Annotated in this window: 19 protein-coding genes; 6 read left to right on the forward strand and 13 right to left on the reverse strand. The window is 46.6% G+C overall.

Translation table 11 applies throughout. The features are described from left to right. Positions 1-92: 92 nt before the first annotated feature. The 6 genes from DXZ20_RS36380 to DXZ20_RS36405 all read right to left on the reverse strand — a co-directional run bounded on the left by DXZ20_RS36380 (position 93) and on the right by DXZ20_RS36405 (position 5,275). Entirely contained in the window at positions 93-1,781 is a 1,689-nt protein-coding gene (locus DXZ20_RS36380) for a type IV secretory system conjugative DNA transfer family protein (RefSeq protein ID WP_163703297.1), read from the reverse strand. 17 nt (positions 1,782-1,798) lie between these two features. Then, positions 1,799-2,263: a hypothetical protein gene (locus tag DXZ20_RS36385; protein WP_163703298.1), complete on the reverse strand. Its 465-nt coding sequence runs from the start codon at positions 2,261-2,263 to the stop codon at positions 1,799-1,801. Positions 2,264-2,273: 10 nt separating this feature from the next. Then, positions 2,274-2,582, reverse strand: a complete 309-nt coding sequence (locus DXZ20_RS36390) for a hypothetical protein (protein WP_163703299.1) — start codon at positions 2,580-2,582, stop codon at positions 2,274-2,276. 82 nt (positions 2,583-2,664) lie between these two features. After that, on the reverse strand, positions 2,665-3,543 hold the full coding sequence (locus DXZ20_RS36395) for a hypothetical protein (protein WP_163703300.1): 879 nt from the start codon (positions 3,541-3,543) through the stop codon (positions 2,665-2,667). Positions 3,544-3,557: 14 nt separating this feature from the next. Next, the gene (locus tag DXZ20_RS36400; protein ID WP_163703301.1) at positions 3,558-4,484 is read right to left on the reverse strand and encodes a hypothetical protein; all 927 of its coding nucleotides are present in this window, start codon (positions 4,482-4,484) and stop codon (positions 3,558-3,560) included. Between the two features lie 80 nt (positions 4,485-4,564). Continuing rightward, complete coding sequence (locus DXZ20_RS36405; protein ID WP_163703302.1) at positions 4,565-5,275, reverse strand: hypothetical protein; 711 nt, start codon at positions 5,273-5,275, stop codon at positions 4,565-4,567. Positions 5,276-5,552: 277 nt separating this feature from the next. Between DXZ20_RS36405 and DXZ20_RS36410 the strand changes: the two genes are divergently transcribed. The 3 genes from DXZ20_RS36410 (at position 5,553) to DXZ20_RS36420 (ending at position 10,266) form a co-directional block, all read left to right on the forward strand. Then, a complete protein-coding gene (locus DXZ20_RS36410) occupies positions 5,553-6,278 on the forward strand; it encodes a hypothetical protein (RefSeq protein ID WP_163703303.1) in 726 nt (241 codons plus the stop codon). 102 nt (positions 6,279-6,380) lie between these two features. After that, positions 6,381-7,868 carry an NB-ARC domain-containing protein gene (locus DXZ20_RS38110; RefSeq protein ID WP_163703304.1) on the forward strand — a complete coding sequence of 496 codons (1,488 nt, stop codon included), beginning with the start codon at positions 6,381-6,383 and terminating at the stop codon, positions 7,866-7,868. Positions 7,869-7,911: 43 nt separating this feature from the next. Next, complete coding sequence (locus DXZ20_RS36420; protein ID WP_163703305.1) at positions 7,912-10,266, forward strand: DUF2753 family protein; 2,355 nt, start codon at positions 7,912-7,914, stop codon at positions 10,264-10,266. 132 nt (positions 10,267-10,398) lie between these two features. On the opposite strand, the gene DXZ20_RS36425 is transcribed toward DXZ20_RS36420, so the two are convergent. Further along, a complete protein-coding gene (locus DXZ20_RS36425; protein ID WP_163703306.1) occupies positions 10,399-10,806 on the reverse strand; it encodes a hypothetical protein in 408 nt (135 codons plus the stop codon). A 547-nt stretch (positions 10,807-11,353) separates the two neighbouring features. Between DXZ20_RS36425 and DXZ20_RS36430 the strand changes: the two genes are divergently transcribed. Continuing rightward, positions 11,354-12,298, forward strand: coding sequence for a PPC domain-containing protein (locus tag DXZ20_RS36430; protein WP_163703307.1), 945 nt, complete (start codon positions 11,354-11,356; stop codon positions 12,296-12,298). 70 nt (positions 12,299-12,368) lie between these two features. On the opposite strand, the gene DXZ20_RS36435 is transcribed toward DXZ20_RS36430, so the two are convergent. The 4 genes from DXZ20_RS36435 to DXZ20_RS36450 form a co-directional block, all read right to left on the reverse strand. Beyond that, positions 12,369-12,902: a hypothetical protein gene (locus DXZ20_RS36435; RefSeq protein WP_163703308.1), complete on the reverse strand. Its 534-nt coding sequence runs from the start codon at positions 12,900-12,902 to the stop codon at positions 12,369-12,371. Beyond that, the gene (locus tag DXZ20_RS38645) at positions 12,902-14,833 is read right to left on the reverse strand and encodes a pre-toxin TG domain-containing protein (protein ID WP_348918754.1); all 1,932 of its coding nucleotides are present in this window, start codon (positions 14,831-14,833) and stop codon (positions 12,902-12,904) included. Before DXZ20_RS38645 ends, DXZ20_RS36435 begins: the two co-directional genes overlap by 1 nt. 119 nt (positions 14,834-14,952) lie before the next feature. Then, positions 14,953-15,360 (reverse strand): hypothetical protein, encoded by a 408-nt coding sequence (locus DXZ20_RS36445; protein ID WP_163703310.1) that lies wholly within the window; start codon positions 15,358-15,360, stop codon positions 14,953-14,955. Positions 15,361-15,612: 252 nt separating this feature from the next. Further along, positions 15,613-15,786, reverse strand: a complete 174-nt coding sequence (locus DXZ20_RS36450) for a site-specific integrase (protein WP_163703311.1) — start codon at positions 15,784-15,786, stop codon at positions 15,613-15,615. 18 nt (positions 15,787-15,804) lie between these two features. Here DXZ20_RS36450 and DXZ20_RS36455 point away from each other — a divergent pair, with 18 nt between their 5' ends. Next, entirely contained in the window at positions 15,805-16,011 is a 207-nt protein-coding gene (locus DXZ20_RS36455; RefSeq protein WP_163703312.1) for a hypothetical protein, read from the forward strand. Positions 16,012-16,203: 192 nt separating this feature from the next. On the opposite strand, the gene DXZ20_RS36460 is transcribed toward DXZ20_RS36455, so the two are convergent. Beyond that, on the reverse strand, positions 16,204-17,226 hold the full coding sequence (locus DXZ20_RS36460) for an endonuclease/exonuclease/phosphatase family protein (protein WP_163703313.1): 1,023 nt from the start codon (positions 17,224-17,226) through the stop codon (positions 16,204-16,206). Between the two features lie 222 nt (positions 17,227-17,448). Further along, entirely contained in the window at positions 17,449-18,450 is a 1,002-nt protein-coding gene (locus DXZ20_RS36465; protein ID WP_163703314.1) for a tyrosine-type recombinase/integrase, read from the reverse strand. Positions 18,451-18,913: 463 nt separating this feature from the next. Here DXZ20_RS36465 and DXZ20_RS36470 point away from each other — a divergent pair, with 463 nt between their 5' ends. Beyond that, complete coding sequence (locus DXZ20_RS36470) at positions 18,914-20,200, forward strand: hypothetical protein (RefSeq protein WP_163703315.1); 1,287 nt, start codon at positions 18,914-18,916, stop codon at positions 20,198-20,200. Positions 20,201-20,490 lie beyond the last annotated feature (290 nt).

Genomic DNA, 20,490 nt, shown 5'->3' on the forward strand with positions numbered 1-20,490 from the left:
TCATGCTGTCGCTTGGCGACAGGGTAAACAATAAGGAGTAAAGTCCCCCTGAGAAGATCTAAGAAGCCCTCTCAGGAGGACCCTAAACAGGGCTAGATATCGCCGCTATGACCTTGATCAAGTTCGGTGTTCTCTTCAATCAGGTCGTCTTGTATTGCCTTTGGCCGATAATCAACATCCAGCTTTTTGAGAATGGCGCTGATACTCTCCCCACCCATGGATGCATCACCCAAGAGTTTTGCTTGATGGTCTTGTTCTTCACGGCAAACTGCAAATTCATCCGGAGACAGAACCCGGTCAAGTTTAAGCCGTCGAATATCGTCGTAATCCCAAGGTTGCAGGTGCTGATAGCTGCTATCAATCCTCTGATAGTCAGGAGTTAGCTTGTCTTTGGGTATCAGATGCTTGCTGATGTACGACGACGGCATTGTGTACCAGTAATTGTAGTAATCAGCCCGATAAAAGCCAGTTAGCCCCTGACCAGTTGCCTTGTTTGGCAGCTCCATACTAGAGAGGTCGCTCGCCGAGACAATGGGTACTGTCTCTAAACCTTCAGTCTCTATCAGATTGCCGCTATGATAGACCTGACTAAAACGGTCACCAGACCCAATCAGGTTGGCAAAATACTCAGCTGTGTAGGTGTCATTGAGACTAAGAATGCCGCGATGACGAAACTGACTGATAATGGCATTAGTCGCCTCATAGCCATAGATGCGAATGAGTGAGGAAATTGACTGGAACGCGATCACCAGGCTAATTCCTTTAGATCGTCCAGTTGTCGCCACCTCTTCAAATTCTGGAAGTGCTGACAGTGTGTGAAATTCGTCCAGAATCCAAAAGACATCTGAGAGCCTGCTGTACGAAGGATCCTCCGGTCGCATCAGCTGAATTTGCCCGAGTCGGGTCAAAATCAACTGATTGAGTGATGCCATCACCGCCATGTTCTCCACATCGCGACCCAAGATTAAAATGCCTTCATGCCCTGGTTGGTCAAACTCACGGAGACTAATATGACGCTCCGATTGTTCCCACAATGCCGCAATAACAGCAAACTGATTTAGGTACACCAAAATTGTCGTCAAAATACTCTGGGTCATGCGCCCCCCGGAAAGCGGCTCCAGGAATTGCTTAGTTTCCGGGTCACTATCCAGAATCGCATAGAGCTGTTTCAGTGATCTTGGAGCCAGAATAATATCACGCAGGGTCCAGGTGGGGTTGCCTGCATCATCCTTGGCATTATTGATAAAGTACATCACCACCCCAAGCACAATGAAAATAAAGGCTTTACGCCAAAAGTCGTTTTGATTAACCATGGCATTGGCATCGGGGGCGAATGAATAAGCCAAGGACTCGGCATGAGCACGCTCATAGATATCTCTGGCAATGGCCCAGGCATAATGCCGTTTATCAAATGGATTTAGGATATACAGCGGACAGGTAGGATTGATGCCACGGATAATCGGGATAATCTCTCTCTTGGGATCAGATATGACCGCTTTGAGTCCATATCCCTGACCAATGTGAGGCAGGATCGACTGCATGAAAAGCCTCAGATTTATTGTTTTCCCCGAGCCTACGGAGCCGACTAAAAGATAGTTAAACTGGCCCAGAGACAATGGCATTGTAATCCCGCCCCAGTAGATACCTTTGCCACGTAGTCGTAGTTCTGAAGCAAGAGCCCTCCGTACTTTCCGATTTACAGGAGGCCGATAGAGAGAGAACAGCTTATCAGAGACATGCTGTAAATTATCTATGTCATCAATAAATGGTTGTTGTTGCATTGTGTAAACTCCTTATATCACTTGGATTTACGCATGAGCTGACGGTAGTACCGCCTTACAAAGCCATAGGGCTTGACGTTACGATAGGCATTGCCTTTGAACAGGCGGAAACGGCGACGGATAATGCGGCAGGCATAGGGGGGAATGACACACCCTGGCAGGGCTGGAATCAGTGCCAGGGCAATGTGGATACGGGCGAGACCGTACATCAAAGCAAGATAAGCGATATAGATCCCGACGTAGTAAATAGGGCGATACCAACCACGCTCCTCAATGATTTCGATGTAGAGAGTGATGCTGTGCTGAATGAAGTAGTAGGACAGCACTACAAACACCGCCATATCAACCCCTCGCCAGGGATCGGCAAAGTCCAGGGTAAAGCCCTGGAGGGCACCCCACAGTAGGGTTGCAATAACGAGCAATGCCTTCCACAGTAGGTCCTGCCACCAGAAGGGACCAAATTTAATGCGATTAATTGGCATGAGAGGGTCCTCATAACGTAACAACAAAGGGGACAATAATGAGAAGAGAGACGAGGCCGCAGCTAACAGTGAGTGGATCTGGGGCGAGCAGCCACGCCTGCCAATTGGTGAGGGTGGCAACCAGGCCAAAGCGCTCCTCCCACGGCACCAGCTGGTCATGACACCACTCAAGCGTGTCGATGAAGCTGAACAGCCAAAATAGAAAGCGCCAGCCGGTAAGGAACCAGCCGACAATGAGCCGAAAGGCGGTGTAGCCAAGGAGACCCGAGATAGTTACGGGGAGTAGATCCAGGGAGAGCCCGGATTGGTGGAGAGACATAATTCAAGAGATAAAAGACAACAAAAGCCCCACAGCCCCGACGGAGTCGTCTAACCAGGGCCATAGGGCGTCAATTTAGGGGTTAGGGGTTTTCGGTGAACGAAATGCCCTGCCAGCGTTCCAGGACCCAGCGGGTAATGGCGCTAAACTGGGGCATGGTCAGCGGTTCCTCAGGGAATTTGTGCCGGAACTCGGTACACTTTTGTTGGTAGGTCTGGTGGTTTTGCACCGCCTCGAACGCCGAGGTTTCAACAATGCGCGTTGCTTCCTTGTACTGTCGTTTGAGATGTAACGACCGCAGGCCGAATAACAGGAAGCGCTGGGCTTCAAAGCCCTGTTTGCCATTGTCAACAATCTGCATATCGGTGTAGGTCGCCAGCACCAGCCGGGCGATCAGTAACAGCACTTGATGCAGCATTGGCAGCCCGCCCCAGGTCTCGCCGATAAAGGTGCCGAGGATCAGCAGTGGGGAGACCAGGACAATTAGCTTCGCGCCCCAGCGTTTGGTCATCAGGCTCCGACCGCCCTTATCCTCGGCGAGGTAGAGATCGATGCCGGTGTAAATCTGGAGGCCAATGAGCGCAATGGGGATCAGGAGAATACCGATACCCTGTAAGACGCTGTTGCTGCCAACCAGCAGACTGACCAGGTAAGAGGCTGCCTGAAACAGGACAAAAATATTAAGCAGGTAGGCAACGATCAGGAGTTGCAGATAGTTCAGCGCTATCACGTCCTGCTCGGATGACTTACCGGTTTGCTCCGGGTTGTCCTGTTCAAAGTCACCGTATTCTTTTTTAATCCGCAGGCCGAGCTGATAGTATTTGTGGGCTTTGGACCCAACCTCTTCAATGGTGAAAAACAGTATTTTCAGCTCTTCTAAGAGCGAGGCTATCTTTTGTTGTTCACGGCCTTTGCGACGATCGTCATAGAGATCATCCGGCTCAAACGGGATGTTTGCCATGGGTTATGGTCTCCTTAGTGGTGTTGATTTTGACTGTGGATCAGGTAGGTCAGGGCCGCCGAGAAGTTCTCAAACGGCTTGTGAGGTAGGTTTTTGAGCACGCCCTGGCTCCCGCTGCCATTAACGAGAGCAATCTCGGGGTTGCTATTGAGGGGGGCAGGGGCCTTGCCGGTCGTGTCGAGACCATCGGTCACCGCGATCAGCACCCGACGGGGCGAGGTAGGCCAGCTGCTGCTGTCCTCACTCAGGAACAGATCAAGACGGGCCAGATTGCCGTTGAGATTGGTGGTCTGGCAATTGGCAGGCTGGCTCAGTACGGGGCCAACTTTTTCGCGGAAGGCTTTGACGGTGTTCGTCGCTGCCTGCCGATGCGCCGCAAGAGCAGTGTTATGGGCCTTAAGGCGCTGCAAATCTTCAGCTTGAAGCTCTTCATGTCGGGCTGAGGCCTCTGCATAGTCACGCAGTGCCTGTGGCCGCTGAATGGGATTGATATTTTCATCAAGGGGAATGGGTTCCGGGGGATTAACAAATTGGTCAGCCGTGATGCGGGGTTGCGTTTCTACCCGCATCCGCAGTAGGGACGCGCTGGTGTCTTCGCAGACCAGCGCGATCGCAAGTTCACCACCCCTTTCCGTCAGCAGCTGAAACAGGGGGTCGAGGTTATTAATCTCGACCAATGGAAGGTGATTGTCATGAATACTGCCTGAGTAATCGAGGGCGAGGCCGATGAGCACCGGGGTGGTAGTGGGCTGAGTGGCCAAAGCCTTAGCGACGGCTGTAATAGGCTGACCTGGTCGAGAGAGAACAGCAGGGGGAGAAATAGCCGCCTCCGGGCTGGTGCTACAGCCAAGCAGGGTGAGCAAGCTGAGACCGGTTAAATACAACTGGCCACGGCTCAGCCACCCCCTCCTGCGATCAGGAGAGATGTAAAAACGTGTCATGAGAATAGAAAAATTAACAACGACAAAGGTGACCCAGGGCGATATTGCCCTGGGCCGGGTAAAACGCAGATGTGAACCGATTAACCTGGCGTTACATCGAGCAGTTGACTAAGGAGCCTATGCGCCATTTGCAGGCGCTGCCGAGGCACTAGTGATTCGATGTGAGTGATCTCGGTAGCGTAGTTGGTGAAGTCAACATCGATGAAGACTTCATCCAGTGAGAACGCAAAATCCAGGGCGATCATGGCCACAATGGCTTTGTACTTCGCGGTACTGGATTTATCTTCTGGACTGATCGCAGCCTGGGGAATGCGCTTTCTGGCAAGGCTGATGACTTCTTGGCTATTAGATATTGACTGCGGTGGACACATATCACCGTAGTCAATATCTCCCAGGCAGTGGAGCCAGTGCGTAAAAGTTGTCACCGCAGCACAAGAACCTTGCAGCACCAGTTTGACAGTGCCCTCAGAGAGAGCCTTAATCCTGACTCTAGCAATATGGTCAGGCATGGGCATTCTCGCTGGAAAACCACCCAATAATTGCCAGAGGTAGAGCTTGACTCGCTGTTTCAGCGTTAGGGTGTGGTCTTCAATTAGCCATCTGCATAGCTGTGCCTTGCTTTCATCATTCCAATCTCGCCATTCATTAGCCGGGTCAGCTTGCCACTGTAGTTCGTCATGCAGTGCACGGAAATATCGATCTAGTACGGTAAAAACTGGGTCAGAGGAAGGGAGTGGTGGCGATTGTTGCCGAGCTATTGGCTCAGAATTATTGGTTAAAGGGGATGTCATAGTTATCTATCTCCAAAAAATGCGAACCAGCCCTTTAAGAGGTTTTTGCCAGAGCCAAGGGCCAGTCCGCTGTAGTAAGCTCCGCGTTCATCAAATTGATGAATCCGGCTCATAAAAATGCTAAACCCTTTGCCAGCAGGCATTTTACGTCTCATTTCATGAGCATTTCATGAAATAACAAGCGGGGGCCACAACCCTTATCACGACATTTTTACTGGGTTTTTATAAATTTTTATGAATAATAGAGCCTTGAGAGAATAACAACGATGAGGCTCGCGTGAGCGATGACGCCAAACCCACGCCGGATGTCAGGGCGATTCCTGAGGAGATGCTGCGTTTTTTTGACTATCAGCCCGATGAGGGTTTCCAGTCCGAAACAGGAGAAAAACTTGCAGAGCACTACCGCCGGGGCGATGGCCCGGCCAGAGCTGTCAGGAAATCATTTTCCGATAGGAAGTTAGCATCAGAGCTAAGGGGATCACTCGCATTAATGAATGGTCTTTTGTGCCGGACCTTGGAGGACTGTGATGATCCTGACGCCAAATTGTTGCATCATAGGCTCCCTGTTAGAGATATGAAATGGCCATCCAAACTGCAAACAACGCTAAATCGTAAGGGCATTGTGTTGCAGCCGCAAGATCATCGTTTCAGGGATTGTCCGCAGCTATCCAAGGAGCAGTTTCACCGGCAAGCTGTCGGTCTGGTGTATGCCATTGCCGAATACGGCACCGAGCAACTGATGAAGAAAAAAGTCAGGGACTTGGCGCAAGCCGTGGCCGGGTATCAACCAGAGCTGCTGGCTGACATTCCAGGTGTTACCATTGGGGTGCAACGGCAGCAGCATTGCAAGGGATATTTACGTTGTGACCTGCCTCCCGGTTATTTTGATTTGCGGGAAGAGCAAATGGCGTGGCTTGAAAGCCAGAGTGAGCACCTGAAATGTGACTTGCCACCAGCCTATATCGGCTGGCTGGAGAAAAGAGCCGATTGGTTTAAAGGCTAGGCTTGAGACGCCGCGCACAATGCTTGGAACCGGCAATAAATCCGTTTAGCGCCAAATCTACAGGCTGTTCTACACTGGACGAAGCGTCTATGCAGAGTAGCCGTGTCCCAGCAGCCTCACCAGCCCGGTACCAGAACACCTGTCAAACTTCGCGTCGCCTTTTTGGAACCGGAAGGGGCAGACCCTGAAAAGCCTGAGAATCCTCAATCAGCTGAGTACTGGCGTCAGATTCACCAGAGTAAAGTGAGCTACGAAGATCTGGCTGAGAAAATTGTAAAGAAATACGAGAAAGCTGAAAAAAAATTCACCATGAGTGACAGTACAGTATATCGGCTGTTTACTGGTTCAGAACCGATTTCGTATCAAAAGGCCCGTTATATTTGTGAATATGTCTGGGCAGATTGGTCTGAGGAGTGCTGGTATGAGTGGTTGGAGGTGACTGAAAAGGCACAGCAAGACTCCCCACAATCAGATGCTGCTCAAGAAAGCGCTACTGCAGAAAAACCATATGAGAACATTCCCCGCAGTGGAATTGTCAAATTTGTAGGTCGAGGCAATGACCTGCAGTGCCTGGAGCAATGCCTCGATCAGGGTGACTGCCCTACAGTTACAGCGATTTCTGGCATGGGTGGAGTTGGTAAAACGGAACTAGCCCTGCAATATGCCCGAAAACATTACCGGAAGGGGAGCTATCCAGGTGGTGTTTACTGGCTGCAACTGCGAGATAAGGATCTAGCGACACAACTCCTGGTTTTTGCTCCAGAGCTTGGGTTGACGGTACCAGACAGTTTAAATCAGGAGCAAAAGGTGCGCTGGTGCTGGCGCAACTGGCAACCACCGGAAGGAAGAGTGCTTGTCGTTCTAGATGATGTTGCAAGCTATGAAAGCGTAGCCCCCCATTTACCATCTGTGTTTGAATCAAGGTTTCAGTTTTTGATAACCACTCGATTGCAACACTTGGGTGCATCAATCCAACAAGTTCCGCTGGATCTCCTTTCTCCTAAAGCAGCTCTGGATTTGCTGCGATCGCTAATTGGTCCAGAGCGGATTGAACCCGAGTCAGAGGTTGCTGCTGAATTGTGCAAATGGCTGGAATATTTGCCTCTGGGGTTAGAACTCGTTGGATACTACCTGCGTGAAGAGGGCTGTTCGATTGCTACTCTTTTGGCAGAGTTGGAGAAACGTCGCAAGCGGGTTTTACAACACCCAGCCCTCAACAATCCAGACCCAACAATGACAGCTAAATATGGTGTTGAAGCTGCATTTGACTTGACATGGGAGCGTCTGGATATCGATGCACGCTTTCTTGGAGCCTATCTCAGTTTGTTTGCTGAAGCGCCGATCCGCTGGGAATTAATTGTGAGACCCGATGAGGGCAATGATAAAACCTACGAGGCGCTAATAACCGCGCGGCGTAAACTCATACGGTTCAGCTTGCTTAAAAAAGTTGGGCAGCTCTTTGAGTTTCATCCCTTGATCCGGGAGTTTTTCGCAGAAAAGCGAGATTCTGACGAATTCGTTATTCCGCCAGAGCAACAGATAACAGGTTCAACATCCCAGATTTTACGACTGCTGGGCATCCCTGGGTAGTTCGTCGTCCGCATATCGTTACACCGTTGAAACAATCGCCACTATGGAATTTCAAGAACAGGTTGTCCGATCATCAGAAAATCAAGATATACAAAAATCACCTCAGCGTCCATCTGACTACCTAAAGCAAGCATTTGCCAAGCGGATGCTGTCACTTGCTGAAAGTATCCCAGAAAGCCCAACACTTGCATTAGTTGAGGCAGCACGTCCAGACATCCCCCACCTTGAAGCAGCAACTGAATGGATACAATGGTTACCCGATAAAGATATTACGTTACCTTACAAGGGGTTGAGGCATTTTTATGAAGGCCAGGGTTTGTATGAGCAAGCCTTACCATGGCAACAACAGTGTCTGGACAATGCGCGTGCCCGTTTAGGGGAGAAACATCTTGATGTCGCTGACGGTCTGAATGATCTGGCGGTCCTTCACCGCAAGCTGGGAAACTATAGTGAAGCAGAACCCTTGACTCTAGAGGCTTTAGAATTGCGTAAAGAGTCGTTGGGTAATGAGCATCTCGATATTGCCAAGAGTCTCAATAATCTAGCAGGGCTTTACGAAGATCAAGGCCACTACAGTAAAGCAGAGCCTCTCTATCAAGAGAGTTTAGTGATGTTTCAACTGCTGAGGGATGGACACCCTGGGATAGCTACCACCCTTCAAAATCTGGCTCTGCTCTACTCAAAGCAAGGGCGTTATGGTGAAGCAGAGCCCCTTTATCGAGAAGCGATAGAGATTTATCAAGGGGTACTGGATGACGACCATCCAAATATAGCCAAGATTTTCAATAATTTGGCAACACTTTACGACGAGCAAGGTCGTTATGATAAGGCTGAATCTCTCTACCAAAAGGCGCTTACGATAGAGAAACAGTGGTTAGGTGAAGAGCATCCTGATATTGCCAATAGTCTTAATGATCTTGCAGCACTCTATTCAAAGCAAGGCCGTTATGATGAGGCTGAACCTCTCTATCAAGAGGCACTGACAACAGCTCAACAGCGGTTAGGAGGCGCACATCCTTCTGTGGCCATAGGTCTCAACAACTTGGCGTCACTTTACCATAGCCAAGGTCAATATAGCGAGGCCGAATTGCATTATCAAAAGGCGTTGGTAATGAGTCGACAGCTACTGGGCGAGAAGCATCCTGATGTAGCTATAAGTTTTAATAATCTGGCAACGCTTTACGAAGATCAAGGTCGTTACGACAAGGCCAAAACTTATTATCAAGAGGCACTAGCCATAAGCCAATACTTGTTTGGCAATGAACATCCCGATGTAGCCACAAGCCTCAACAACTTAGCAGGGCTCTATTCTAGTCAAGGACATTACAGCGAAGCAAAGCATCTCTATCAAGAGGCTTTAAAAATGCGTAAGCAGTTGTTAGACGAGAAGCATCCCGATGTAGCCAGCAGTCTCAACAATCTGGCTTTGCTTTATTCGAAGGAAGGGCGTTACAGCGAAGCAGAGTCCCTCTACCAAGAAGTGCTAGCAATAGATAAGCAGCGATTTGGCAGCGAACATCCTGCTGTAGCCATAAGCCTCGACAACTTAGCAGAGGTTTACCAAAATCAAGAGCGCTATAATGAGGCAGAGTCCCTTTATCAACAGGCCCTAGCGATGCGTCAACAGCTATTGGGTAATGAGCATCCTGACATAGCTAGCAGCCTTAACAATCTGGCAGGGCTTTACCAAAGTCAAGAGCGCTACAGTGAAGCGGAATCTCTTCTGCGAGAAGCCCTGGCCATGCACCAACAACTATTGAGCGATACACATCCCGATATAGCCAGTAGTCTCAACAATTTGGCCTTTGTGTATAAAATTCAGGGTCGTTATAGTGAAGCAGAACCTCTCTATCAAGAGGCCCTGACGATGTTCAAGCAGGTGTTAGGTGAGAAGCATCCTGATATAGCCACTAGCCTCAATAATCTGGCTTTTCTCCACCACGACCAAGAGCACTACAGCCAGGCCGAGTCTTTCTATCGAGAAGCGCTATTGATGCGTCAACAGCTATTAGGTGAACCACATTTGGATGTAGCAGATAGTCTCAACAATTTGGCCTCGTTGTACCATGATCAAGGTCGCTACAGCGAGTCAGAGCCTCTTTATCAAGAGGCTCTGACAATGCGTAAACAGTTATTCGGTAATTCCCATCCCGATATAGTCACCAGTCTTAACAATTTGGCGATGCTGTATCATGATCAAGGCCGGTATAGTGAGGCAGAACCTCTTTTACGAGAAACGCTAACACTTACTAAGAGGCTTTTAGGACCAAAGCATCCGTCTACTAAAACCGTTCGAGAAAATCTACAAATTTTACAGGGGCAGCCTTCAACCCCAAAAGAATCATCTAAGCTAAGTCAACTTGTCAAGAGATTCTGGCATGCTTTAGAGGGGTTTTAGGTTTGCACAATCTTGTCACTCAAAAGAAGACTGGGTAGGTTACAAAAATTATGATTCTATAAATAATACAATCAAACTGTACAAGTAAATTAGTACAAGCATTGGGTTGATTCCAGCTTATCAAAATTCACCTTATGCCCCTAATAAGATAGATATAGCAGTGCCCAAAACAATAAGCAATACTCCAATAAGACTTAGTGGCAATGCAATAAGGTATGTAAGGAAACCCGCAACTATTTTTGCCAGAAAAATGCCAATCATTGGCTCCATAAAAGAACGAATGAAACTCCATATCCATATGAGATAGGACATAGTTTCTTCTCTATTAAAAAGTACGCAAATAGCCAAGGTGATATTTTGAATAACTAGCCCACCAGGTGCCCAGAGAAATCGACAGCAGTCATCGTATGCGAAATCTTCCAGCTCTTTCTTTGTATATGTACCTGAAAACTCAAAAAGATCATCTGGAAACCATTTGATTATTTGGTAATGCCACATACGCCATTTTGCTTTATGGTGCATATACATAGTAAAAGACATGCTACAAAAAGCTGTTGAGATTCCAGGATCTTTTTGGCTTTAGCTCTTTATTCAGGTAAATATCTAATATAAGCTGTGGAATTTAATCCAAGCGCCCCACAAAGTGCGATTGCTAGCACTCTTCGCAGAAAATTTCCGCTAAAGACGAAGAAAAAACTACTAAGCCCAATAATTAGTAGATACAGGCGACGACGCATAGTGGAGCACAAGAAGCCGGTTATTCTGTTGTTAGAGGTTTCTTCCGTCCTTCGAAGTTCAGTAGAATACTTTTATTGAACTGATATTCCGCACTCCCAACTGGCACATTCGATATTTAAACGAAGCAATCAGGCTTTTAGAGTCAATAATCAGGAATAGATCTCAAAAATGGGATCTTATTGAGAATTGGCTTTCAGTGGTTCAAACGAACTATATGACTTGAAGCTACTGTTATTCAAAGGCTTCAGCGTTAATACCTGAGTGTGACAGTTCAGAGGGCAGAGAGTGGGATTGAAAATTTTTGTTAATCAATACTACACTTTTGCTTAAGTGATACGGCCCTCATGCTTTGTTGGATGTTGAATGGCCTACAACCCTGAACCAAATAGCTCAACTAGCCACCTCGGGTAAGAGCCGCAGAATCTTTATTCCCTCATATTTTTATCTGTTTATCCCCCAACAGAATCATGCGTTTTTTTATGCATTTCTCACAGTTGGCTTCTTAGCGTTGAGCTCAATTTTCAGCACTTCTGAAAAAGGTCTGGCTCAAGGTACTACCATTTTGCGTGAACAGGGAAGATTGAAATCCAGTGATAATCGTCTCACTGACAACAGCCCATATGATATTTATCGGTTTAATGGGAATGCAGGACAGCAAGTCACAATTACGTTAGAGAGCTCTGATTTTGACACTCATTTATTGTTAATTGATACTGTAGGGAACACAATCAGCGAAAATGATGATGTTCGTAATGGCATAACTAACTCCGGGCTCACTGTGACTCTCCCGGAAAATGGCGAATACGTTATTGTGGCGAATACCCATCAACCATCCGGACAAGGCAGATATGTATTAACCATGACTTCTGACTCAGCAGTTGCTAGTGGACAACCTACCAGCCAAAGCTCTTCATCAGCAGGTGAGGGAGTTATTGAAGGTAGGCTAACCTACCCATCTGATTATGTGCCAGCCTTAAGGGTATGTGCTCAATCGACAAGTAACTACTATCTCTTAAACTGCATAAGTACAGAGCTTGATCAAACGAGTTTTCAGTTGTCTGTTAGCCCTGGTGAATATTATGTATTTAGTTACGAAAAGGACACTTTCCGCGATGCTGACACTAATGTAATGTATGATGCTTTTTTCTATCATGCAAACTGGGAGCCCAACAGCAATCCTATTCCTGTTCGTGTCGTAGCAGGAGAAACCGTCAGTGGCATCTCTCTTGAAAATTATTCAATTTGTAGAGATAGAGCTACAACTCCAAGCTATTGTGTTGTTCCACCAAACTAAGTGCTACCCTCAAACCAATGGGTAAAAGTGTTTGCTTGAGCGGAAGTAACCTGATGACAATAATAATAGTTTAAAGTTTATTCCTTAATGCACTCAAGTAGAGAGAGACAGCCTTCACACTAGTAGCAAACGCATGTTCATTACAATGGTACATGCTATCATGAGCAACCATTTCGTATAGACCATTTGCTTCTAATGGCTTGCTGTAAGTCATATAGTAACTTAATTGAGTGGTATTGTATTTTCCGCATTTCACTATTTCCTCATTACGTACTAATACCCAAAAATCAACATCTTCCCATGTATCCTTACCTGTGTAAGGACATAGACTAGTTAAAAGGGCTGTATTTTCTTTGCCCTCAAAAATCAATCGGTTTAGACTCTCCTCCCAATGTTGATAGTAGTCGCCTCGTTGCCATAAGCGAGTACTACACCAAAAATCTCGAATGTAGTCGCCAATGACTATGCGAGCACCGATAGTCGGATCTATTGGATGATCGGGCTGAGGTAAAAGGACTTTGTTATCATATCCTTCGATGACAGCAAAATCATATTGAAACTCATCATTTGCAATGAAGTCCAACCAAAATTTGCTTTCTTGCATTAGTTCCTGCGCCTCTCTTGCAAGTCATTGGTGTACGTGCCTATGCGCTCACCACGCTGATTAAAAACTTTCCATAAGGGCTCGGGGTCACGAGCCCTACCATGACCTGCAATATCAGGTGAAATATACACTCTTTGATTCGTCTCTGGCAAGCGTCCCTGAAAAACAGGCGCACCTTGTGTACCATTTTGCAATAATCTTGGAAGACTACCAGGCTCGACCTGTTCAAAACCCAGTTCTTGAGCACGTTTTCTTGCTGCTGCATTTGTCCAACCACCACGACCAATTGTGATTGATCCCGACTCATCACGAGCAAATTCATCTAATCGCCGACCAACACCAGAGGCAACATCATCAATTTTATTGATAGCAGCCTGTGTTAATTGACCGACGCGACGACCATAAGGAACAAGAGATAATACACTTTCCCACCATTCCAGCTCTTCCCCTGTAATCTGATCAACACCAGTAATGGCATTAACCCAATCAGTAGCTGTACCAACACCAGGAATAAACCCAACCAACAAGCTAGCCGCTTGACGAGAAACCTGCTCCACATGAGATTGTTCAGGCTCTGCTTGAGCTATGGGTAATTCATTATTTATCTTGTTTGAGGCTGCTGCAAAACTATTGTGATTAACTTGAAGTTGATCTTCCTTAACAGCTTCCTGATAAGCAATGGTTAACGCTAGGGCACCTTGATCAAGGTTCTCTGCTTCAAAAGCTAAGCACGCTTGTCTAACCCAATATTGGCTGGAATAAATGTCATTATTATCTGCTCCAAACTGTTCACAATCTAATGTTGGAGAGCCATACGTTAAACTCAGAATATTAGCGATAGCCTCTTCCGGAGGAACGGTACAGCGAACTGTCCATGATTCGTAGTACCTGTTATGCCATCCCGCTTGGTTCCACTCTAATCTTACTGTAGCCGTATCTGGGCAAGTACCATCTGAGCTGAAAAAGTTTGCATAGTGTTTGACTACATCTGGTTGTACAGAAGGACGATCGGTGATAGGTCCACCATTATAGTTATAGTCAGCAACTATGACCCGTGGATAAAGAACATCACTTAGCACACTAGAGTAGATTGTACCAAAGTGAATCTTTTGCTTAATAACTTCACCGCGATTTTCGTCAAATATCTCAAATAGAAACACTTCTTGTGCTCCCATTTGCACTCTTTGAAAATCATCACGCCCCTCAGCTTGCCCAATGATTGACTCATTTTGATCTGGCTCAGGTTGTTGTTCCACAGAGCCCGACATAGCCGCACCATCTATTAAGCCGGTATTCTGAGAAGTATCTGTACCCAGTAAACGATTTGCAGTAATGAATCCTCTTGAGTTAGGGAATGACGCAATGAAATCTGAAATATCAACATCTTCTGGTGAATTTGCGAGGCAAATTTCATTAATGGATGCTAGAGCTTGGGCTTCTGATACCTCAAGAGCTGAGAAATCAACACCAATTGGACTCAAGCTTTCTGAAAATACAGGATATATCGATCTAAGTTCTTCTATGGATTCAACATCGGCTATCAACTGCATATTGCTCCCAGCATTTTCGAGGTTCATGCTAGTGGCTTGAAGAATCTTGGAATAGTAACTCTGCAGATTGTTCAGTTGCGGATTACTGATTTCTATTCTTTGAATGGTTTGAATAAAATCGTCTAAATTATTAGACGCTATACTTGTAGCATTAGTATAACGACCTGCATTAGTTTTTATATCCTCTAGAGTTTGAGCAGAAGAGACTTCTTCTATGAGAGCATCGATCTCATAGAAGAAGCTATCTACTATTGCTTGTCCTTGATTTATCCTATGCTTTAGCTGATTACATTGAGCGACTATGGAATTGTTTAAACTCTGAGCAATAGTTGTTGCTGGGTATTGCTCAATTCCTTGTACTCCTTTGCGTGTAGAAGGCACTCGTGTCTGAACAGCTAATACAGGAAATGTAGCGTGATAGATAAAGCATAATATTAAGGAGGTTGACGCAAAAACTTTAGGATTGCTAAGAGCCATCTGACAAAATTAAAAGTGCTTGATCACAAACAAAACTCTTGTCCCCATTGCAGATTAATACCAACCCCAGGTTCTACACATTCAAAGCGCGTCACACTGCCACTGACCAACCCATATTTTGATGACCAGTCTGTGTAATTCACTTGAAAATCCACTAGACTGACAGGCTGACACTCTGTGATGAGCTGTGTGCTGATGGTGGTCATAAACTGATGCGAGTTCATTACATCTGCTGCAGCCTGACCGTTCATCCTAAAGACAACACCGATCGGAGCATCTGCTGGATAATTGGCATATCCTTTGCTGATATCAGTAATCACAACGTCGGCAACCTGAACATCTCGCCCTTCTTCGAGGGAGTTGACTGCTTCAGATACTAACTGTGAGCACTGTTGTTGCATTTCTTCTGACATTGCTTGGGCAAAGGCCATGTCAGCATTTAGTAGTGCTGATAAAGGTAGTGTTACTGGTATCAGTCCAAGCAGCAGGCGTAGGTCTCTACAAAATGTAGTATTGAGCACTTTGTTTATCCCGAAACTGGAAGCTTTTGCCTCAAGGATAGCCTTAGCTTGTCAAGCTAAGTGCTCTGCACAGAAAATTTTAATATGGAACCGATTGCCCAGCTGATCATCAACGATTAACGCATTCACAACCGAATCCACTCAATTTCATCAAGGCTCACTTTACTGGCCTGCCGATCGTAAAGCGCGGTCGCCCTGACATCTTCGTGACCAACTACCTGGAGCAATATCCCGACTGCCACCCCGCTCCAGGTAGTTGGTGATGCCGGTGCCTCTAAAGATATGGTTACAGATCTCGGTAGAAATCCCCGCATCCTGGGCGCGACGTTTAACCATAGCCAAGGCCTCACGGCGATGAAGACGGCGATTGCTCAGCACGCCAACCCGGCCCCACTGCCGGCTACGAAAAACCGCCGTTCCTTTACCTCAGGTCAGATCGGACTGCTGCTCGGCAGCGGTAATATAGGCATGAAGATAATCATCTGCCGTATGATGCAGCGGCACTTCCAGATACTTGCCACCCTTTTCCTAGAGCCGGATCCAGCGCCGGGATCCCTTTAAGAAGCAATCCTCAACGTTCATGGCCAGCACCGCGCAGATGCGGGCAAAGGTAAAAGCCATGAGGGCGATTAAGGCGAGATCGCATGGAGTATGAGCAAATGAATAAAAATGTTATAACCCGTGCAATACAAGGGTCTCAAGTAGAATTTTAGATGATAGGCTAAATACCCCGGATGGTCTTTTACAGGCTATTTAATTCTCTCGTACCACTACTGATACTGGAAAGTGATCACTAAAGCCATTGGCATTGATATTCTCTTCAGCATCTCCTCTGGGAAGTCCAAACCGAATCGGCCCTTGACCTACGCGATGATCAATCATTTCTGAAAATAATTCAACTTTAGCCGTTTCTTCCTGCACTCGAAGCGGACCATTATTCAGAAGAAGACCTTTAGAAACAAGGATTTGATCAAATACGTTACCGTTGCCTCTAAAATACAGTGTTCCGTCTAGCAACCTTAATTTGCCGTTTCGGTCTTCCGCCTGTTGCTGTAAATAACGCCAGGCCAGATTATAAAAACGAGCTGTCCGCGCCCGTTCAACATCACCACGTTCTCGTGTTGCTCTCGCATGAACTTGCAGCGATTCATCGAATGGATCGTCGTTGAAATCGCCCAAGGCAATGATGGGAATGTTGCTCCCTTTCTCTTCGAGAATTCGTTCATGCCAGTAGGCAAGAGTTTCACCGGCAGTCATGCGGAATCCCCGACTTTCGAAAGCACCGCCACTTCGAGACGGCCAGTGATTGCAAAGAGCAATCAGCTCATTCCCCGGCTCAGTCGTAAACGTAACCTGTGTAATATCGCGAGTTCCGGTACGCCGCATCACAAAATGAGAAAAGATTGTATCCGGGTTAATTGTGTAGCGAGCACTATCGTATATAAAAGCTGTATCAATGCCTCGACGATCGCGGGTGGCATCAACATGAACAACAGAATAAGTACGGTTATTGAGTTGTTCGCTCAAACGCTCGATTAATTTCTCCAATACAAAAGCATTTTCTACTTCACAAACGCCCAGGATATCAGGACCTTGAACGTCATTCATCTGCCGGATAATGGACACTAATTGGTCAATTTTCTTGTTGAATAAATCAACAGTCCAGCCAGTCAGATCCTTTTCCACCCGCCTTGCCAGCCAGGGCTCGCGTCCAGGATGGTTTTCTGGAGCAAATAGGTTTTCCAGGTTCCAAAAAGCGATGAAATGCGCCGACATCGGAAGTACTCCTATGCTTCAGTGCGTATACACGCCTTTTTATGGCAAATAAGCCAGTAGTATGCGCGTATCTTGGAGAGGTTAATAAAAAGACATATGGCATAGCCATATTAGGGAATTTGAGTTTATGAAACAACCGATCTCAAATTATAGAAACAGTAGCATGGTGAATATCTGGTAACCCATTGACCTAGTCATAAGTGAATATTGACTACAAAGTCTCTAAAATCGAATCCTCTCAATTTCATCAAGGCTGACTTTACTCGCCCGTCGATCGTAGAGCGCGGTTGTCCGAACATCTTCGTGACCGGCCAGTTCCTGGGCAATATCGCGACTGCCGCCCCGCTCCAGGTAATTGGTGATACCGGTGCCTCGGAACGTATGGTTGCAGATCTCGGTGGCAATCCCCGCATCCTGCGCCCGCCGTTTCACCATGGCGAGGGCCTCACGACGGTGAAGACGGCGATCGCTCAGCACGCCAACTCGGCCCCGCTGCTGGCTGCGGAAAACCGCCGTTCCCTTACCCCAGGTCAGATCGGACTGTTGATCCGCCGCTGCAATGTAAGCATGAAGGTAGTCATCCGCTGTGTGATGGAGCGGCATTTCCAAATACTTACCGCCCTTTTCCTGTAGCCGAATCCAGCGCCGGGCTCCTTTTAAGAAGCAGTCCTCGACGTTCATGGCCAGCACTGCCCCGATGCGGGCAAAAGTAAAGGTCATGAGGGCAATCAGGGCGCGATCGCGCAGCCCTGTCAGATGTGAACAATCAAAGCTGACCAGCAACTGCCGCATGTCATCGGCATCAAGGACCGGCGTTTTGCCAACCTTGGCCCGGTATTTCGGGCCTTTGACATGCTCCGCTGGATTCTGATCCAGCACCCGCTGCTGCACCAGCCAGGCAAACAGCTGCCGGATAGCAGCCAGGTGTTGCAGGACCGTTTGCGGCGATGAGGGATGCTGCTCGACATAGGCCGAGACATATAAATAAGTAACGTCTTCCAGCCGCTGCACACCCTGCTGTTCACACCAGGATAGAAATTGTTGTACCGCTCGGCCATAGGCCTCACGGGTATTGGGATTGCGAATTTGACCAATAAAATACTCGACAAATTTATGACAAGCTTGCTCACCAGAATTGGCAATAAGATTCGGGATGGTCACACCAGAGATAAGTGAACGTTTGCTTTCTGTTGCGACTGGCACTGTTATTACCTGAGTAACCATTCACTTACTTTCTGTTCTGCTGCGGTGGTAATATCCCATAATTCCTCTTTATGAGATATTCAATCCTCATTCACCCAATGACTCAAATATGAGCACTGTGACTCTTTATCAAAATAGTTCATATGCACTATAATTTCGTAGGCCTATTCTGCCTGTAGAAGCTAGTGAATAACTAAAAAGTAAGGGATTTATGACAATAAGGATACTTATGCCTTGCTCAGAGTTTTAACCCACGAATAGAGCTAAAGCAGCCTATCAATGCAGCGGACTGATGTATGGAAATCAGAAAAGGTACCCAAGCGGGTAATATACAACGCCAACATCTCTCTACATGATGCTCTGTAAACGCTTGTCTAAAAGTTACTGGGTTAAAGGTGCGGTGCAAAAAATGGAGAATAGTAATTTAAAGATAAGAGCAACAAATCCGAGGCCAAAAGTCTATTTTGGAGCATGTGATCGGCAGATGGAGGCATTCCTTGACCGTGATGCTTTTCGCCGCAGTCTTGTATACAGTGTACTCTTCCATGGTGACCTGGTAGTTCCTGACATCTATCTATATATAAGTACCTTATTTGCCGATTTGATCGATTCCGATCCTTGCGGATGCAGCTTTATTAAAACTTGTGTTCGTAACGGGGCCTTTATTCCGGCTTTTCGACAAGATACACAAGGTAGCTTCTGCGTGAATCTGAAAGATATTCAACGTAATAGCATCCAGGGTATCCACAATCGGGCTGAGAAAATTGCTGCCGAATTGGAAGAGGCTATCTATGGAAAGAGTTTGCAGTACTTAGTGTGGCCTACCCAACCTTTCAGTGTGGGATACAAAGCTACTGTAGAACGTGTGTTGCTGGCAAGCGATATTCCATCTGGAGCATTACGACTGGAGAAGTTCTGGGAAACAACTGAAGAATTCCGAACTGTCGTAGTCGGTGAGACTAATCAAGATTCGCTTGGTGGGTTTAGGAGAAATGATCTGCATAATTCAGTCGCTCGATATCTGGGGACTGATTCCGGCCCTGTTCAAGATGTCAGAACAGTTTGGCAAAACCTAAAAGATAATCGATTGACCGAGACCGCTCGCCGTATGGTTAAGTGGGTCAATTACTGCTACCACTATAACCATAGCCGAATGTTCTCCCTTCATCCAACTCTTGCCTCATTGGATCCGCTGGATGTTGAATTCGCGCGGCTCCTAGCTGAGCTTGAAGGTAAACAATCATCAACTGCTATATTTCAGGAAGGCTTTCAACTTCCGAGTGTCAGTGCTCTTCTTACAGTCGATCCAAACCGGATCTTTGAAATTCGTGATTCTGCAGTTGGGACCGACTATTTCGCTGCTCTTGCGGCTTGGCAGCGTAGTCCTAGTGAGGATACGGCCCAAATTTTGCTCGATAAGCTCTCTCTTTATACCTCTGGGCTGCGTAGAATCTACTTAGAGCACGGTCGCAGCCTAGTGAATTGGGAATGGTTTCTTCGGGCGATTATTCCAGGTGGTGAGTCTCGTTGGGGAAGTGTTGCTAAAGAAACAATGATAGAAGTCGCTGGTAATGTGATTCCTGGAATTGGTCTAACGTCTTTGGTTGGGAAGTGGGCTGCTGCCACTTACGAATCCTTTCCTTCTTCTTTTCCTAGCTTAGGCCATCTTCTAGGTGTAGGAAAGCGAATTCGAATCGAAATAGAGAATAAAACAACTCGCATCGGTGAGGAGGGTGATGCTGAGATACCCTACGATGCTTCATTTGAATAGCTCAGGGTACGCATAAACATTTTGCAATAAGAAATTTGTTTGATTTGGCCTAAGAGGCACGTCGGTACAATATGGGACCAAATAAAGATCCTCTAGCATTTGTAACTAAAGCAAGGTTGTTACAATTTAATACCCCTATTAAAGGGTGGAATAAGGAGTTCTGATTACCTGAAAACCTGGAAATTACTAACAATATTTTGCATAAAAGGGTTAATTTAAACGTATACATGCATAGCCTGAAAACTTGTCTCTCTATTACTAGCTGAAGTTTCTGTAGTTCTTTATACATC

Source organism: Adonisia turfae CCMR0081, assembly GCF_011009555.1.
Classification (GTDB): Bacteria; Cyanobacteriota; Cyanobacteriia; order Phormidesmidales; family Phormidesmidaceae; genus Leptothoe; species Leptothoe turfae.

Coding starts and splice junctions, on each gene's coding strand:
- DXZ20_RS36435 (WP_163703308.1), bottom strand. CDS start 12,902: ATGCAAGAAAGCAAATTTTGGTTGGACTTCATTGCAAATGATGAGTTT.
- DXZ20_RS36465 (WP_163703314.1), bottom strand. CDS start 18,450: ATGGTTACTCAGGTAATAACAGTGCCAGTCGCAACAGAAAGCAAACGT.
- DXZ20_RS36470 (WP_163703315.1), top strand. CDS start 18,914: ATGGAGGCATTCCTTGACCGTGATGCTTTTCGCCGCAGTCTTGTATAC.
- DXZ20_RS36380 (WP_163703297.1), bottom strand. CDS start 1,781: ATGCAACAACAACCATTTATTGATGACATAGATAATTTACAGCATGTC.
- DXZ20_RS36390 (WP_163703299.1), bottom strand. CDS start 2,582: ATGTCTCTCCACCAATCCGGGCTCTCCCTGGATCTACTCCCCGTAACT.
- DXZ20_RS36420 (WP_163703305.1), top strand. CDS start 7,912: ATGGAATTTCAAGAACAGGTTGTCCGATCATCAGAAAATCAAGATATA.
- DXZ20_RS36385 (WP_163703298.1), bottom strand. CDS start 2,263: ATGCCAATTAATCGCATTAAATTTGGTCCCTTCTGGTGGCAGGACCTA.
- DXZ20_RS36450 (WP_163703311.1), bottom strand. CDS start 15,786: ATGGTTAAACGTCGCGCCCAGGATGCGGGGATTTCTACCGAGATCTGT.
- DXZ20_RS36425 (WP_163703306.1), bottom strand. CDS start 10,806: ATGTCTTTTACTATGTATATGCACCATAAAGCAAAATGGCGTATGTGG.
- DXZ20_RS36455 (WP_163703312.1), top strand. CDS start 15,805: ATGAAGACGGCGATTGCTCAGCACGCCAACCCGGCCCCACTGCCGGCT.
- DXZ20_RS36445 (WP_163703310.1), bottom strand. CDS start 15,360: ATGGCCTTTGCCCAAGCAATGTCAGAAGAAATGCAACAACAGTGCTCA.
- DXZ20_RS36405 (WP_163703302.1), bottom strand. CDS start 5,275: ATGACATCCCCTTTAACCAATAATTCTGAGCCAATAGCTCGGCAACAA.
- DXZ20_RS36395 (WP_163703300.1), bottom strand. CDS start 3,543: ATGGCAAACATCCCGTTTGAGCCGGATGATCTCTATGACGATCGTCGC.
- DXZ20_RS36460 (WP_163703313.1), bottom strand. CDS start 17,226: ATGTCGGCGCATTTCATCGCTTTTTGGAACCTGGAAAACCTATTTGCT.
- DXZ20_RS36400 (WP_163703301.1), bottom strand. CDS start 4,484: ATGACACGTTTTTACATCTCTCCTGATCGCAGGAGGGGGTGGCTGAGC.